The sequence below is a fragment of the Zhihengliuella halotolerans genome (assembly GCF_004217565.1).
Taxonomy (GTDB): Bacteria; Actinomycetota; Actinomycetes; order Actinomycetales; family Micrococcaceae; genus Zhihengliuella; species Zhihengliuella halotolerans.
The window spans coordinates 1432907-1447100 of record NZ_SHLA01000001.1 but is presented as its reverse complement, the minus strand read 5'-3'; the positions used below and the strand labels follow the sequence as shown (position 1 = coordinate 1447100).

The following is a 14194-nucleotide window of genomic DNA, read 5'->3' as shown; positions in this document are numbered from 1 at the left end:
AGAAGCCGTGGACTTGACCACGCTCACCGACGAAGGATTGTCGGACCATCTGAACGCGGTGCTCGCGGAGCAGGAACGGCGAGCCGCGCTCGTCCAGATCCCCGAGCAGATCACCGAACTGCACGCGCGATTCGTCGCCTGCGGGGGCGACCCCGCCGACCTGCCGTAACCTCCAGCACCCCAGAAAGGCCCCCGCGCTCCGCAGGGGCCTTTCTCTTCCCATCACTCACACCGTAGGAGGCCGTGTGGATTTACCCCCAACAGCGCTCGCCGATGCTCCGGGCTGGCTCGAGCTACTAGCCCCGCTCTACGCCCCGCTGGCGACCTTGGTTATCGGGGTGCTCTCGGTCGTCGGTGTGATCTACGGGCACCATGTGCTTAAGGACAAGGCCGCCGCCGAGGACAAGCTCGCCCGGGAGAAGCTCGCGGCCGAGCGGGCCGCGCTCGACCAGGAGCGGCAGAACGCCGTTGCGGCCGCGCGGGAGAAGCTGATCGAGGAGCTGCGATCTGATCGGGCACACCTCGATCAGCAGCTCGCGGCGCAGCGGCGCGAGCACAACGACCAGATTGACAAGCTCAACAACCGTGTGACCGGCTTCTACGCGGACAAGCACGCGTCGCGCCGGCACATCGCCCAGCTAGAGAAACACATCTGGGACGGCAAGGCCCCACCGCCTCCGTCCCCACCGGACGGGTACGTCCCCTGACCCGCCACCACATCAAGCCCTGAGCCGTCCCGGCCGGGGCTTTTCTTATGCCCAGGAGGCAGACATGAGCAGCACCGGATTCATCCTGCTCGACACCCCGAATAAGAACACCCCGCAGTGCCGCAAGACGCGACGCAATAATGCCAAGCCGACCGGGACCTGCGTGGTGCACACCGCAGAAAACTTCATCGACCTCATTGGTGAGGACTCTGGCGCGGAGACCGTTGCGAAGTTCATCGCCACCCGGACCGGATACGGCTCCTACCACTTCCTCTGCGATTCCGACTCCCTGGTCTTCATGGCGCCGGCGTCTTACGAGACGTGGCACGACACCGCCACCAACAACTTCTCGTACGGCGGCAGCATGGCCGTCCGCGCGGGGGAGTGGCACCGCATCCCCGAGGACCGCCGCGAGCGCATCGTCAAGAACTGTGCGGCCGGCTTCGCGTCCTACGCCCGATGGCTCAAAGAAACGTACGGGATCACGATCCCGGCGAAACGCATCACCCGCGCCCAAGCTCACCGCGGCGAGCCCGGCTTCCTCGGCCACGGCGACTCCGACCCCGGCCGCCGTAGCGACCCCGGCGCCGCCTTCGACTGGAAGCTCTTCCTCGAAGAGTTCGCGCGCCTTACCAACAGCAAGGACGCCGTCGACCCCGCCGGCGCCACCCCCACCCGAAAGGACTGGTTCGACATGGTCAGCAAATCCGAAATGAGCGAACTGCTCGACGAGCGGCTCGAAGCGTTCGCCGCCCGCAAGCCACAGATGAAAGGCAAGGCCGCGGAGGTCTTCGGCCAGCACCACAACTCGCGCGACGACGTCCTCAGCTACGGAGGCCTCGCGTGGGACCAGACTCGTGGGCTCCGCGACCTGATCCGAGAACTCGACGCCGGCACTTCCGCCCAAGAAATCGCGGACCTCATCGTCGAGCGCACCGACTCGGTCAAGGCCGAAGCCATCGTCGACGCCATCGCCGAGCGCCTGAAGTAGAGAGGACCTTCACCATGCTCACCAGTATCCTGCGAACGGTCATCCCCACCCTCTGGGGTGGTCTTATCACCTGGCTGGTCGGCGCATTGCCGGTCCTCGCCCCGCTCAAAGCCGATCTGCTCGAGTACGGGGACCTGCTGGTGCCGGTCCTTGCGTCGATCATCATCGGCACCTGGTACGCGCTTTGGCGATGGGCCGAGCCCCGTCTACCTGCATGGCTGGTTCGGATTCTGCTCGGCTCTGCCCGCTCGCCAAGCTACGACGGCGCCCTTCCCTCGGGAAGCGACCTATCTTCCCTGCGAACCGGAGAGACCGTCTATCGTCGAGGGCGCGGGCTTAGCAATAGCCCAGTAGTGAGAGAGCACGAGGGGCGCGACTAATCAAGTCGTTTCGGGAGCAGGCTCCCGCCCAGGTGCAGAACTCCAGTCAGGTTCGGTAGATTCCATCACTCTGATCATGATGTGTTCTGACCAGGCCTCTTCTCCGTCGATATTGAGGCTGACGAACCCTTCAGCGTCATCGTCGGTTCCGATATCAAAGACGAAGGTAGGGGACCAGCTCTCCACGCCCGAGGGGGCCCAGTGCGCAGAAACCGTGCGAGAGACAGTTGCAGTCATGGAGGGGTCACACGCGTGCGAGAATCGCCATGGGGTGCCATGAGTTTGACGCACGGACAGGTTCACAGTCCGCTCTAAGTCGACCTCGTGTGGGAACCACTCGACCTGAGCCGACAGAGTGTAGCGGAGGCTGCCGGATCCCTTGACGAGGCCCAAGATCTGGCAGGGCATTTTATATGTCTGATCAGAGACCAACGGACCTTCTTGGCCCACTGACTGTGCAAGCACGGCCGACCTGACATGGTCAGCGGCCGTCAGGGCATGCTCACGCAGCCATTCCGCGACTTTGGTCTCGTCAAAGTCTTCTTCGTCTTGGCGAACCGCTGTTGCAAGGGAAAGGGCCTCTCGCGCCACAACGGGTGTCTCGCGCAATCCAACACCATTGAGTTTCAGGAATAGATCGGTGGCGGCCCAGGCGGTGCGCTTGTTCCCGTTGTGGAAATGTTGGGTAGAAGCGAGCCCGTGAAAGTACAACGCAGCCCGATCAAACAGATCTAGCGGAGGATCGACGTCTGGGGGAACGTTTGCGGGACGGGCTGCACACGATTTGACTCCATCCAGGTCTCGCACCCCGGCCCCAGGCCCACCAAAACGCAAGTTCAGGCTTTCGAGGGCTTGAGCCGGGAGGTACCTGATGGTCACTGCCTTGCCAGGCGCTCAAACAACGGGGCCCAGCCGTCGGCTTCGGTTTCCGCGAGGGCCATGAGCGCGCGCTCGTCCACATACTCGACACCGTCGTCGCCGATATAAGTCGGCGCATTTGCGTAGTCGAGAGGACTCTCCGTGGTGTGCGCTGTAGTGGTCATGTCCGCAGGATAGCAAGCTTGTCTGTGAGCTGATAGGGAAGTGTCACAACTAATTCGCAACCGGACGCATCCGCATAGCGACGACGTCAACAGGCCGACGCCCAATCTCCCAGCGCCGCGGCTGGGTGACGACCGCGGCAACGCCGGACCCTCGGAGCCTGCAGCACCCCGAGGGCCTGGCACACGTACAAGCGCCCCACGATCTTCGGATCGTGGGGCGCTTTCACACTTTAAGTTCCGGGTGCGTGTTGCTGTCGGAGGACTATCGAACTGGTGTGACGGCAATCGCCTTCTGACTCGAGCACTGGGTGCTGATCACGCCGCGGATCGCATCGCGTTCCGCCAAGGTCACCCAGAGCCCGTACTGAGCTTTGATTGCCGTCTGCCGGGTGACGTAGTCGCAGCGTGCGGTCTTGTTTGGGGGCAGCCAGGTCGCTGCGTCCGAGTCGCCCTTGGCGGAGTTCGCCGGACCGTCGACGGCAAGCAAGTTGATGGGGTCGTTGGCGAAGTGAAGGCGGTGCGTTTCGGTCATCTGTTGAGCGCCCTTTTGCCAGGAATCGGAGAGCGCGACGACGTGGTCGATGTGGACGGCGTTGCTGGTGCCGACACCGTAGACGAAGTCGATCGTTTCGCCCGTGTAGGGATCGTCGAGCGTTCCTGCTCGTACGCCCTTATCCGGGCATCCGGTGGTGCTACCGAGGGTGATGTTGTAGAGGTCGCGGCGGAGGATGTCGTCGCGGGTGCGGCATCCGTTGCCGTCGACGTCATGCCAGGCCGGTCCGAACTCGTCGCGGTCGTATCCGGTCTTTGGGGCACGTCCCTTGACTTCGAGGCTGTCCAGTTGGGTGAGGACGGATTGGTTTGCCTTTGGCAGATCGTCGTTGATTCCGCTGCGGCTGCACAGCAGCAGGTCGTAGACGTTCTCGGAGAGCGCGGCCGGTCCGCCGGCAAGAGTTACCTTATTGACGCTGCTGAGGTTGATTGCGTTGCCGGTGCTGTTCGGGAGGCAATCGGGCTTGGACAGGTAGAGGGAGGCACGATTGGAGCCTGCAACTGCAGCGGCGGTAAGCGCGTCGGGGTAATTTGCTCCGGTGGCCAAATAGATCCACGACGAGTTGTAGTAGCTTGGCAGTCGGTTCAGCGCGACGTTGGTTTCGTAGCGGTTCTTGCCAGCTACGCGGTGCGGAATGATGTTTTCGTTCCGGAGGTGCGTGGTGATGTCGTTGCTAACGGCTGCCGTCCCGCCGGCGACGTAAACGTACGAGGTCTGCAGGCTTTTCAGCGTGCTTACGGTCTCGGCTGGGATAGTTGAGGCAGTGCCCTTGACGAGTAGGACTGGTGCGTCCCTGGTGGCAGCTACGGCGGACGCGGAGAGTGCGTCGGGAAAATCTGTGCCTGTGGCGATGAATGCCCGTGTGGCGTATCCGAAGTTGGTCTGGACGATTTTGTTCGCGGTCTCGTATCGATTCTCGCCGGCCAGACGCGTAACTTGATCTGAGTGCTTTCCGGCCTGTCGGGCGACTTCCTCCGAGACTGCGGCGGGGCCACCGACGATGACGATTTCTGTGGGGTTGAGCCGCTCGATCTCAGTGGCCGTTGTCGAGTCCAGACGATCCGTCCTGGTCAGCAGGAGCGGAGCTTCGTGACGTGCGGCTGCTGGCGCGGCGACGAGCGCGTCAGCGTAGTTCTGGCCGGTGGCCAGATAAACGATTTCGGCGCCAGCCGGGTACTGCTGCTCTGACGCTTGGACGGCCGTCTCATACCGCGTCTCGCCGGCGATGCGCTCGAAATCAACGCCGGCCGCAGACGCTGGTACAGCTCCGGTGATTAGGCCTGTAAGCACGCCCGCAGATACCAATAGGGCACTAGCTTTTCTTCCCCAACTATTTCTCATGCGTGTCACCCTACCCAGATCGATCGCATATCAGTGCTCAGTTTCTAGAGTTTGACTTCGCTGGGGCGGGAAGTGTCTTAGATAGCCCGAAAGACCAATGGATTCGTGCTGTCCCAAGGCGAGCGAACGCCACCACATAACTAGCTACTAGAATGCTGTGCCATGATCTTCCGTGACCAGCAGCCGCCGCTCGAGTACGGGCCCCGGCGCCGGTACTTGGCATGCCTGGTGTGCACGAGCCCGATTGAGGGCGGCGCCGAGCCGGTGTGTTCGGATGCGTGCTGGGTCGCGGTCCGCAAGCACGTCGCTGTGGACGCCCTGCCGGACGGGCTGAATCGAGACGAACAACTTGAATTGCTGATCGGGGCTGGCCGGCGGCTGGCGTGGGTGAGTGCCTGGTATGGGCTGTCGCCGGGGACGGTGAAGAACATTGTCCGCGGTGTCGAACGGCCGAGTCCGCGTGACCGCGAGGCGGGGGAGGGGTGGCTCGACAAGCCGGCGCCGGGTCGTCGGCCGAAGCGCAGGGTGCGGAAGGCCGCGTCGGCTCGCAAGCGCGTGCAGTGCGTCGTGTGCGCGGAGGACGTCGACTCTGATGGGGGAGTGACGGGGACTGTCCGGCCGGTCTGCTCTGACCGGTGCGCGGCCGTCCTGCGGGACCGGCTCGGCATCGACGAGCTGCCACCGGACGCCACCCGAGATGAGGCCATTGTCGCGCTCGTTGCCGCCGGCCGGACCCGGCGTGACGTCGCCGCCTGGTTCAGCCTCAGCCTCTCCCGAATTAACATGCTCGTCCACGCGGACCCCGCCGCCCGGACTGGTGCCCGCGGTGACACCGGTGGCGCCGCTCAGTCCCGCCGACGAGGCTGGCTCGACCGGTAGACCGCCGCCCGGGGCCGAATCGGCCCCGGAATCTCGCGGTGTGAATAGGCATCTCTCATATTCGTCGACTGCAAGAGAACAACACCCCAATTTGCGGTGTAGCTCCAAATATTTCGGGTATGGCGTCTCGCGTTAGTCTGTCGAATGCGGTACCGTCCTTCGTGTCACGCATCACACCGTGCGAGGCTGGAACCTATCAGAGGGGACCTGAGCATGCAGGTTGTTAGACCAGACGAGGGGCAAATAAAGAGTAGGCGGGCACGCCGAGTGATCATGAGGGGTGTCCGACTTTCAGCCATCGCCGGAATCTCAGCGGGCCTGACGTTGACTACCGTCGGGGCTGCGGCCCCTCCTGGCGAGCGTGAGCTCTTCTCAAGTGAGACGGAGAAGACCGTTGACGCGAGTCAAACGCTGGTCCGGGGCCAGTTGAAGGACGCCTCCGGCAAACGAGTCGATAACGGGACGGTGACCGTTTATGCGTTCCCAGACGACATCGATGTTGCTGTCGGAGAATCGTTTGACTTGATTGAGATCGGGACCGCCGAAGTCGATTCCGACGGCAGCTACCGTGTCGAACCGAACTTTAAGGCCTTGCCGTCGCAGGCGGGGAAATCGCGGAACGCGCAAGACGGGCCCAGGCCTGTGAACATCAGCATCGTCGGGGCCTCCGCCGAAGGTTCCACAACGACGGCCAGTACCGTCTGGGTGGAATCAGATCTCAAGAGTGGGCACTTCGTTGCTGAGGATTTGTCACCAGGTGCGGTGCAAACGCGAACCTCGAACCTCGGAGGTGATACGGACTCCGGTGACGGTGCGGAGTTCAACCTGCAGCTTGATGCGGAATCTGCGGCCCAAGAGGCGACTCGTGCTACGACGACCACTTCCAGTATCCCGAGCAACTGTGGGGTTATGTACACGAACGTCGAGCCTGTCACGGTCGGGCAAACTTCATCGACCACGAACTATGGTTTTGCCCAGAAGTTGACGTTCGAGTCGGGCGCGACGAGCACGATGGGCGTAGCTCTTTCTTACACGGGCAAGCACGGGTCGTTCTCCCGCAGTGGCACCCACACCACTGGTAGCGGGTCGTCGACGACCTTCCCGTCTCGAAAGACAACGGGGTCCTCGTACCTGCGGACAACCTACAGGTATGGGGTGCTCCGCTGCATCTACCAAAGCAGCGGAACAACAAGTAGATACGAATATCGACCGCTCTCGCATTCCGGCGGTGCGACGACTGCTTCGGCGAGTACGCCCTACGCTCCTTCCGGCTATTGCCGCACGTATGTGCCCGGGTCGAAGTTCACTCAGTGGACTTCGAGCGCATCGACGTTCTCTGTTGGAGCGAAAACCTCGGGGGCGATTGGAATCGACCTTTCGTCGCGTTCCGGCTATACGTCGAAGACCAAGATGGATCACTCGTTCTGGTCAGCCAGTCGAAAGGTCTGCGGAACCAAGGGCGATCCCGGTGCCTACCCAGGTCTTCTGGTGGTCAAGAAGTGAGATCTGGAACGACACGCGCAGTGGCCGCTGCCGCGATCGTGACTCTGTTGAGCGGATGCTCATCATGGGACAGCGCGGTCCTGGACGTGCCAGAAGGTGGATCCGGCATGGACTCTTGTGGGCCGGCTGACGAAGCTGGTGAGGTCATGTACGGAGTTGAGGTGGTTGCGAACCAATCCGAGTCGACTTCCGTCGAGGTACTTGACGTCAAGCCGGTTGACGCTAGGAACATTGAGATCGTTGAGTGGTCGATCGGCGACGCATACGACGATGAACCCCGTGGAGGGATTCAGTTCGCGGAGGACTTCCCCGACGGCCTTGGCGGTGAGACGATCATCGACCCACAGCAGACAGGTCTCATTGAGACAATTCTCGTTCTACAAGACACGTCGATGCCCGGATCCATTTCCGGATTCACGCTGACTTACTCGGATGAAGGCGAGTCGAGTGAAAGCAGCGTCTCGACGAACGGGACGTTCGAATTGAAGCCCTACCCGACCAACTGTCTCTAGTAGTCGCGCTTTCTCTGGGGCTGAGCTGGCATCTGTTGCCGGCTCAGCCCCATTGTTATGCCCGGGGGCGGGACGGCGAGCTGAAACCTCAGCCGAATTCAATGGGTGCGAATAGGCACCACTCATGCTGATGTCCGCCGTGCTGGTGGCGGCACTTCTGGCCATCGCCGGGCCGCGACTGAGCGAGCTCTTCGAGCAGGCAATCAACCGCGTTTCCGGTCTCGGCTAGAGACGCGGAACCAACCGAACATGACGACCTTCGACGAGGGCGAGGAGCAGGTGTACCAGACACGGCACAGCCGCGCCCGGGCAACTGGCGAGTCCGGAGCAGCCGTTGCTGAATTCGTCATGGTCGTAGCGCTCCTGACAGCCGTCTTCGTCTCGGTGCTCCAGCTCGCGCTTGTTCTGCACGTGCGTAATACCCTCATGGACGCCGCCGCCGCTGGAGCGCGCTACGGCGCACTGGCGGACCGCACGGCCGATGACGGAGCCCAGCGCGCCCGGTCGATCGTCTCCGAATCGCTCTCGCCGAGCTTCGCCAAGAACGTCTCGGCGCAGACGTTTCGGGTCGCCGACGCCCAAGGCGTTCGGATCGTGATCGAAACCGGCTTCCCGTTGATGGGGTTCCTGCCCGTGGCCGGCGACCTGACGGTCAGCGGCGAGGCACTCGGTTATGACTGAGTCGCGGAGCATTCGTCCGGTTGGGCAAACGCGGCCGGTGTCCGTCGTGGCGCGGCTGAAGTCCCTCGGCAACCGCGTCCGTCGTGCCGTGGCCTCCGAGGAGTCCGGGTCGGCCGTCATCGAGTTCGTCATGCTCGGGGTCGTGCTCCTGGTCCCGCTGGTCTACCTGATTCTTGCGGCCGGGCAGATTCAGGCCGCCAGCTATGCGGCAGTCGGCGCTGCCGATCACGCCGCCCATGCCTTCGCCAATGCTCCGGACGAGTCCAGCGGGGCCGCCCGGGCACGGGACGCCGCGACGAGAGCCAGCCAGAACATGGGGATTTCCCCCGGCGCGACCGAATTCGAATACTCGTGTGCGCCCGGCTGCATGCAGCACGACGGGACGGTGACCGTCGTCGTGACCGTCTCCATCGAGCTGCCCCTCATGCCGCCGGGAGTCGACGCTGCGGTCGGGTCGGTCAACGCGGACTCGACGCGCCTTTTCGGGGGGCTGTGATGACGACACCCGGCCTCCGAAACCGGCCCCGCCTCGGGAGACTGAAGGACGAGGACGGGCAGTCGATGATCTTGATCATCGGCTATGTCGTCATCGCCCTGCTCGCCATCAGTGCGATGCTGGCGGCGACCGGCGTCAACCTCGAGGCCCGTCGGCTGCAGTCCGTTGCCGACGGTGTGGCCGACGCGGCCGCAAACGGGGCGTCCTTCGGCGAGAACGCGGGCGTTGGATTGACTGACAGCTCCGTCCGGGCGCGCAGTGAGACTCATCTGGGCCGGACGAACGCCCATGCTCGCTTCCAGTCGCTGAGCCTCGCCGGAGCTTGGGCGGCCGCGGACGGCGGAACCGCCTATGTGGTCCTCGAAGCGCGGGTCGACCCGCCGATCGTCGGCTGGTTCGTCCCTAGCGGCATACCGATCCGGGTCGAATCCGACGCGCGTTCCGCCATGAATCAATGACGTAGGCTTGGTGCACCATGGCTACAACTGATTTTTCCGAAGACATCCGCGCCCTCCGCGCGACGTACGCCTCCATCGAAGCGGTCAGTGACATCGAGGGGATCCGCGCCGACGTCGCGGACCTGTCCGAACAGGCCGGCGCACCGGACCTCTGGGACGACCCGGCGGAGGCGCAGAAGGTCACCTCCCGGCTCTCCCACCGGCAGGCCGAGCTCAAGCGTCTCGAGAGCATCGCCTCGCGCATTGAGGACCTCGAAGTCATGGTCGAGCTGGCAGCTGACGAGGACGACGCCGATATGCTTGCCGACGCCGATCGGGAGCTCGTCAGCCTGCACAAGGCGTTGCAGGACCTCGAGGTCATCACGCTGCTTTCCGGTGAGTACGACGAGCGCTCCGCCGTCGTCACCATCCGCTCCGGTGCCGGTGGCGACGACGCCACGGACTTCGCCGAGATGCTGCTCCGGATGTACCTCCGCTGGGCGGAACGTCAGGGCTACGCCACCAAGGTCATGGACACGTCCTACGCGGAAGGCGCGGGTATCAAGTCGGCCACGTTCGAGGTCGAGGCGCCCTACGCCTACGGGACCCTCTCCGTTGAGGCCGGCACCCACCGGCTCGCCCGGATCAGCCCGTTCGGCTCGGCCGACAAACGGCAGACGAGCTTCGCCGCCGTCGAGGTCATCCCGCTGATGGAGGAGGCGCAGGAGGTCGAGATCCCGGAGAACGACATCCGGATCGACGTCTTCCGCTCCTCGGGCCCTGGCGGACAGTCAGTCAACACGACCGACTCCGCCGTGCGCCTGACGCACTTGCCGACGGGCATCGTCGTCTCGATGCAGAATGAGAAGTCGCAGATCCAGAACCGAGCGGCGGCCATGCGCGTGCTGCAGACGCGCCTGCTGCTGCTGCAGCGCGAGGAAGCGGCGGCGAAGAAGAAGGAACTCGCCGGCAACATGACGGCGAGCTGGGGCGATCAGATTCGTTCGTATTTCCTCTACGGCCAGCAGTTGGTCAAGGACCTGCGCACCGGTCACGAGGAGACGCAGCCGGACGCAGTCTTCGATGGCGCTATTTCGGGCTTCATTGACGCCGGAATTCGGTGGCGCGCGGGACAGCGTTCGCAAGCGCGGTAGGGTTGGCGCCCTTCGGCGATGTTAGTGAGCCTTAACATCGTGCTCGATTGTGGCTAGGATCGAAGCGACGCGGCAACGAGGCCGTATTTCTGATTCGTGCTGGAGGGTCGATGGCAATCGATAAAACGGTCGCAACCGCTGCGGAGGCGGTGGCCGATATCCCGGATGGTGCCTCGCTAGCCGTCGGCGGATTCGGGCTGTCGGGGAACCCGATCGCTCTGATCGAAGCACTGCTTGCCCAGGGCGCCGGCGACTTGTCGGTGGTCTCCAATAATTGCGGCGTGGACGGATGGGGGCTCGGTGTCCTGCTCGAGGCCGGGCGCATCCGCAAAATGACGTCGTCGTACGTCGGCGAGAACAAGGAATTCGCACGCCGCTACCTCGGCGGCGAGCTGGAGCTCGAACTCACGCCCCAGGGGACTCTTGCCGAGAAGCTGCGCGCCGGCGGATCGGGCATCGCCGCCTTCTATACGCGCTCCGGCGTCGGGACTCAGGTCGCCGAAGGAGGCCTGCCGCAGAAGTACGACGCCGAGGGGAACGTCCTGCAGGCCTCGGCACCCAAGGAGGTCCGCCCGTTCGCGCCTGGTGGAGTGGAGAACGAGTACGTCCTCGAGGAGTCGATTGTCACCGACTTCGCGTTGGTCCACGCGCTCCGCGGCGACCGCCACGGCAATCTCGTCTTCAACAAGGCGGCCCGCCAGTTCGGGCCCCCAGCCGCAATGGCCGGCAAGGTCTGCATCGCCCAGGTCGAGGAGCTCGTCGAACCCGGCGCGATCGACCCGGATCAGGTTCACCTGCCCGGCGTCTACGTGCACCGCATCATCGAGGTGGGCAGCGACATCGAGAAACGCATCGAGAAGCGTACCGTCCGATCCGCTGAGTCCGCGTAAGAGGAGAATCCCATGGCACTGACACGCGAACAGATGGCTCGACGCGCCGCTGCGGAGCTGGCGGACGGCGACTACGTCAATCTTGGCATCGGGTTGCCCACGCTCGTGCCCAACTATGTTCCCGACGACGTGACCGTCGTCCTGCAATCCGAGAACGGGATCCTCGGCGTGGGCCCGTACCCCCTCGAGGAAGACGTCGATCCGGACCTCATCAATGCCGGCAAGGAGACGGTCACCGTCAACGCCGGGGCCAGCTACTTCGATTCGGCGACCAGCTTCGGGATGATCCGCGGGGGCAAGATCAACGCCGCGATCCTCGGCGCGATGCAGGTCTCCGCGGCCGGAGACCTTGCCAACTGGATGATCCCGGGAAAGATGGTCAAGGGGCCGGGAGGCGCGATGGACCTCGTGCACGGAGCCGAGCGGGTCATCATCCTGATGGAGCATGTTGCCAAGTCGGGAGACCCGAAGATCCTGGAGTCGTGCACGCTGCCGTTGACGGGCAGGGCGGTTGTGGACCGCATCATCACCGACCTGGCCGTGATCGACGTGACCGAACGGGGTCTGCTCCTCATCGAGACCGCCCCCGGTGTTTCGACCGACGATGTCGTCGCTGCGACCGGGGCCACCCTGACCGTCGCCCCGGGGGCGTAGGCGCGAACGACGGCGCCGGTCGGGACACTTTGACCCCTGTGGCGCCGTCGTGCCGTCCTCCGCGACGCGCGAACCTGGCGCGCCATAACGGGCAGGTAACGACACGCGGCTGCCCTTGCCGTGGCTGCCGCCTGCGGACCGCTACAGTGCAAGTGCCGGTGCTGTAACTTCCCCCAGCAAAAGTCCCGCGCGCGTAACCAAAACCGGTGGTTGGCGTGGGCAGAACCGTCATGATCAGATTCGAAAACGTCACCAAGGTGTACGACCAGAAGTCGCGCCCTGCCCTGGACGGTGTTGACCTTGAGATCGACAGGGGAGACTTCGCGTTCCTCGTCGGCCCATCCGGTTCGGGCAAATCGACGTTCCTCCGGCTCGTGCTGCGCGAAGAGCAGGCGACGACCGGCGAGGTGCACGTGGCGGGCAAGAACGTAGCCCGCATTCCGTCTTGGCGCGTTCCTAAGCTGCGCCGCGGGATCGGCGTGGTGTTTCAGGACTTCAGGCTGCTGCCGAACAAAGACGTCTTCGGCAACGTGGCTTTCGCGATGCAGGTGATCGGCCAGGGGCGCCACGTCATTCGGGAGACGGTCCCCGAGGTGATCAAGCTCGTCGGGCTCGAGGGCAAGGAGCGCCGCATGCCGCACGAGCTCTCCGGCGGAGAGCAGCAGCGTGTGGCCATCGCCCGCGCGATCGTGAACAAGCCGGGCATCCTGCTGGCAGACGAGCCCACCGGCAACCTCGATCCGGCCACGAGCGTGGGCATCATGAACGTGCTCGACAAGATCAATCAGAACGGCACGACGGTCCTCATGGCAACGCACGACGACGACATCGTCAACAGCATGCGCCGCCGGGTCGTCGAACTCGCCGAGGGCCGGATCGTCCGCGACGAGACGGGTGGCGAATACACGGCTATGATCCCCGTCGTCAACGCTGACGGTACTCGGGAGCTCAGGCCGGCCGCCGAGGTCCGGACGAGTTCCTCCGCAGGAACCCAGGCAATCGCACCCTTCGATTCCGAGGAGGACGAGCTGTGAGACTCGCATTCATCCTGAGCGAGATCGGATCCGGCTTGCGCCGGAATCTCTCGATGGTCATCTCCGTCATCCTCGTGACTTTCGTGTCGCTCTCGTTCATCGGCGGCGCGGCCCTGTTGCAGATGCAGATCAATCAGATGAAGGACTACTGGTACGACAAGGTCCAGGTCTCGATCTTCCTCTGCGCCGATAATTCGGGGGCGCAGACCTGCGCGGCGGGCGCGATCACCGACGAGCAGCGATCCGATATCGAGTCGATGATGGATTCGCCCGCCGTCGCTCCCTATGTCGACAGCTATCAGCACGAGACACAGGCCGAGGCGCTCACGCACTTCCAGGACCAGTTCGAGAACTCGCCGATCGTCGACACGGTCACCGCGGATCAGTTGCCGGAGTCTTTCCGCGTCCGGCTCGTGGACCCGGAGAAGTATGAGGTCATCAATGAACTCTTCTCGTCGATGGAGGGCGTCGACGTCGTGGTCGATCAACGTGAACTGTTGGAGCAGATCTTCTCCATCATGAACGTCGCTTCGCTCGTCTCGCTCGGTATCGCGGGCGTGATGATTGTCTGCGCAGTGCTTCTGGTCGCGACAACCATCAGGCTCTCCGCCTTCAGCCGGCGGCGAGAAACGGGCATCATGCGCCTCGTCGGGGCGTCCAAGCTGGTGATCCAGCTGCCCTTCGTCCTCGAGGGAGTCATCGCGGCCGTTATCGGAGCGTTGCTCGCCAGTGGCGCTTTGTGGGCTGTCGCGAGATACTTCATCGAAGGGCACTTGGCCCAGCAGTATCCGGGGACCGCATTCATCGCGAGTTCTCAGGTCTGGGTGATCGCGCCGGGGCTAGTAATTCTCGGTGCCGTACTCGCGGGTATCGCGTCAATGTTAACGTTGAGGCGTTACCTTAAGGTTTGACGTATCGATCCGATAACGGTTCACTTGA

Annotated in this window: 18 protein-coding genes; 15 read left to right on the top strand and 3 right to left on the bottom strand. The window is 63.7% G+C overall.

The genetic code is table 11. From position 1 onward, the window contains the following. Nucleotides 1-7 precede the first annotated feature (7 nt). The 4 genes from EV380_RS16565 to EV380_RS06485 all read left to right on the top strand — a co-directional run bounded on the left by EV380_RS16565 (nt 8) and on the right by EV380_RS06485 (nt 2078). Nucleotides 8-169, top strand: coding sequence for a hypothetical protein (locus tag EV380_RS16565; protein WP_165391899.1), 162 nt, complete (start codon nt 8-10; stop codon nt 167-169). A gap of 76 nt (nt 170-245) precedes the next feature. Continuing rightward, the gene (locus EV380_RS06495) at nt 246-707 is read left to right on the top strand and encodes a hypothetical protein (protein ID WP_130450146.1); all 462 of its coding nucleotides are present in this window, start codon (nt 246-248) and stop codon (nt 705-707) included. 64 nt (nt 708-771) lie between these two features. Continuing rightward, a complete protein-coding gene (locus tag EV380_RS06490) occupies nt 772-1698 on the top strand; it encodes an N-acetylmuramoyl-L-alanine amidase (RefSeq protein ID WP_130450144.1) in 927 nt (308 codons plus the stop codon). 14 nt (nt 1699-1712) lie between these two features. After that, nucleotides 1713-2078 carry a hypothetical protein gene (locus EV380_RS06485; RefSeq protein WP_207219337.1) on the top strand — a complete coding sequence of 122 codons (366 nt, stop codon included), beginning with the start codon at nt 1713-1715 and terminating at the stop codon, nt 2076-2078. On the opposite strand, the gene EV380_RS17020 is transcribed toward EV380_RS06485, so the two are convergent. The 3 genes from EV380_RS17020 to EV380_RS06475 form a co-directional block, all read right to left on the bottom strand. Further along, nucleotides 2079-2885 (bottom strand): type II toxin-antitoxin system death-on-curing family toxin, encoded by an 807-nt coding sequence (locus EV380_RS17020; protein WP_165391898.1) that lies wholly within the window; start codon nt 2883-2885, stop codon nt 2079-2081. Between the two features lie 68 nt (nt 2886-2953). After that, nucleotides 2954-3121 carry a hypothetical protein gene (locus EV380_RS16560; RefSeq protein ID WP_165391897.1) on the bottom strand — a complete coding sequence of 56 codons (168 nt, stop codon included), beginning with the start codon at nt 3119-3121 and terminating at the stop codon, nt 2954-2956. 262 nt (nt 3122-3383) lie between these two features. Next, a complete protein-coding gene (locus EV380_RS06475; protein ID WP_165391896.1) occupies nt 3384-4964 on the bottom strand; it encodes a cell wall-binding repeat-containing protein in 1581 nt (526 codons plus the stop codon). 213 nt (nt 4965-5177) lie between these two features. On the opposite strand from EV380_RS06475, the gene EV380_RS06470 reads away from it, so the two are divergent. The 11 genes from EV380_RS06470 to ftsX all read left to right on the top strand — a co-directional run bounded on the left by EV380_RS06470 (nt 5178) and on the right by ftsX (nt 14166). Beyond that, complete coding sequence (locus tag EV380_RS06470; protein ID WP_130450138.1) at nt 5178-5894, top strand: hypothetical protein; 717 nt, start codon at nt 5178-5180, stop codon at nt 5892-5894. Nucleotides 5895-6107: 213 nt separating this feature from the next. After that, the gene (locus EV380_RS06465) at nt 6108-7397 is read left to right on the top strand and encodes a hypothetical protein (protein WP_130450136.1); all 1290 of its coding nucleotides are present in this window, start codon (nt 6108-6110) and stop codon (nt 7395-7397) included. A 107-nt stretch (nt 7398-7504) separates the two neighbouring features. Next, nucleotides 7505-7909 carry a hypothetical protein gene (locus tag EV380_RS06460; protein WP_130450134.1) on the top strand — a complete coding sequence of 135 codons (405 nt, stop codon included), beginning with the start codon at nt 7505-7507 and terminating at the stop codon, nt 7907-7909. Nucleotides 7910-8158: 249 nt separating this feature from the next. Next, nucleotides 8159-8590 (top strand): TadE family protein, encoded by a 432-nt coding sequence (locus tag EV380_RS06455; protein WP_130450132.1) that lies wholly within the window; start codon nt 8159-8161, stop codon nt 8588-8590. After that, on the top strand, nt 8583-9086 hold the full coding sequence (locus EV380_RS06450) for a hypothetical protein (protein ID WP_130450130.1): 504 nt from the start codon (nt 8583-8585) through the stop codon (nt 9084-9086). The genes EV380_RS06455 and EV380_RS06450 overlap by 8 nt, the downstream gene beginning before the upstream one ends. 65 nt (nt 9087-9151) lie before the next feature. Then, the gene (locus EV380_RS06445; protein WP_102157795.1) at nt 9152-9544 is read left to right on the top strand and encodes a hypothetical protein; all 393 of its coding nucleotides are present in this window, start codon (nt 9152-9154) and stop codon (nt 9542-9544) included. A gap of 17 nt (nt 9545-9561) precedes the next feature. Beyond that, on the top strand, nt 9562-10677 hold the full coding sequence (gene prfB, locus EV380_RS06440; protein WP_102157796.1) for a peptide chain release factor 2: 1116 nt from the start codon (nt 9562-9564) through the stop codon (nt 10675-10677). 110 nt (nt 10678-10787) lie between these two features. Beyond that, nucleotides 10788-11567, top strand: a complete 780-nt coding sequence (locus tag EV380_RS06435) for a CoA transferase subunit A (RefSeq protein ID WP_130450128.1) — start codon at nt 10788-10790, stop codon at nt 11565-11567. 12 nt (nt 11568-11579) lie between these two features. Then, nucleotides 11580-12221: a 3-oxoacid CoA-transferase subunit B gene (locus EV380_RS06430; RefSeq protein ID WP_207219335.1), complete on the top strand. Its 642-nt coding sequence runs from the start codon at nt 11580-11582 to the stop codon at nt 12219-12221. A 230-nt stretch (nt 12222-12451) separates the two neighbouring features. Continuing rightward, on the top strand, nt 12452-13255 hold the full coding sequence (gene ftsE / locus EV380_RS06425; RefSeq protein ID WP_102157798.1) for a cell division ATP-binding protein FtsE: 804 nt from the start codon (nt 12452-12454) through the stop codon (nt 13253-13255). After that, nucleotides 13252-14166, top strand: coding sequence for a permease-like cell division protein FtsX (gene ftsX, locus EV380_RS06420; RefSeq protein WP_102157799.1), 915 nt, complete (start codon nt 13252-13254; stop codon nt 14164-14166). The genes ftsE and ftsX overlap by 4 nt, the downstream gene beginning before the upstream one ends. The last annotated feature ends 28 nt before the right edge of the window (nt 14167-14194 follow it).

What these genes read in the sequence shown, in the direction of transcription:
- EV380_RS06430 (WP_207219335.1), top strand. Translation starts at nt 11,580, where the DNA reads ATGGCACTGACACGCGAACAGATGGCTCGACGCGCCGCTGCGGAGCTG.
- EV380_RS06470 (WP_130450138.1), top strand. Translation starts at nt 5,178, where the DNA reads ATGATCTTCCGTGACCAGCAGCCGCCGCTCGAGTACGGGCCCCGGCGC.
- prfB (WP_102157796.1), top strand. Translation starts at nt 9,562, where the DNA reads ATGGCTACAACTGATTTTTCCGAAGACATCCGCGCCCTCCGCGCGACG.
- EV380_RS06465 (WP_130450136.1), top strand. Translation starts at nt 6,108, where the DNA reads ATGCAGGTTGTTAGACCAGACGAGGGGCAAATAAAGAGTAGGCGGGCA.
- ftsE (WP_102157798.1), top strand. Translation starts at nt 12,452, where the DNA reads ATGATCAGATTCGAAAACGTCACCAAGGTGTACGACCAGAAGTCGCGC.
- EV380_RS16560 (WP_165391897.1), bottom strand. Translation starts at nt 3,121, where the DNA reads ATGACCACTACAGCGCACACCACGGAGAGTCCTCTCGACTACGCAAAT.
- EV380_RS06485 (WP_207219337.1), top strand. Translation starts at nt 1,713, where the DNA reads ATGCTCACCAGTATCCTGCGAACGGTCATCCCCACCCTCTGGGGTGGT.
- EV380_RS06445 (WP_102157795.1), top strand. Translation starts at nt 9,152, where the DNA reads ATGATCTTGATCATCGGCTATGTCGTCATCGCCCTGCTCGCCATCAGT.
- EV380_RS06460 (WP_130450134.1), top strand. Translation starts at nt 7,505, where the DNA reads ATGGACTCTTGTGGGCCGGCTGACGAAGCTGGTGAGGTCATGTACGGA.
- EV380_RS06450 (WP_130450130.1), top strand. Translation starts at nt 8,583, where the DNA reads ATGACTGAGTCGCGGAGCATTCGTCCGGTTGGGCAAACGCGGCCGGTG.
- EV380_RS06455 (WP_130450132.1), top strand. Translation starts at nt 8,159, where the DNA reads ATGACGACCTTCGACGAGGGCGAGGAGCAGGTGTACCAGACACGGCAC.
- EV380_RS06435 (WP_130450128.1), top strand. Translation starts at nt 10,788, where the DNA reads ATGGCAATCGATAAAACGGTCGCAACCGCTGCGGAGGCGGTGGCCGAT.
- EV380_RS06490 (WP_130450144.1), top strand. Translation starts at nt 772, where the DNA reads ATGAGCAGCACCGGATTCATCCTGCTCGACACCCCGAATAAGAACACC.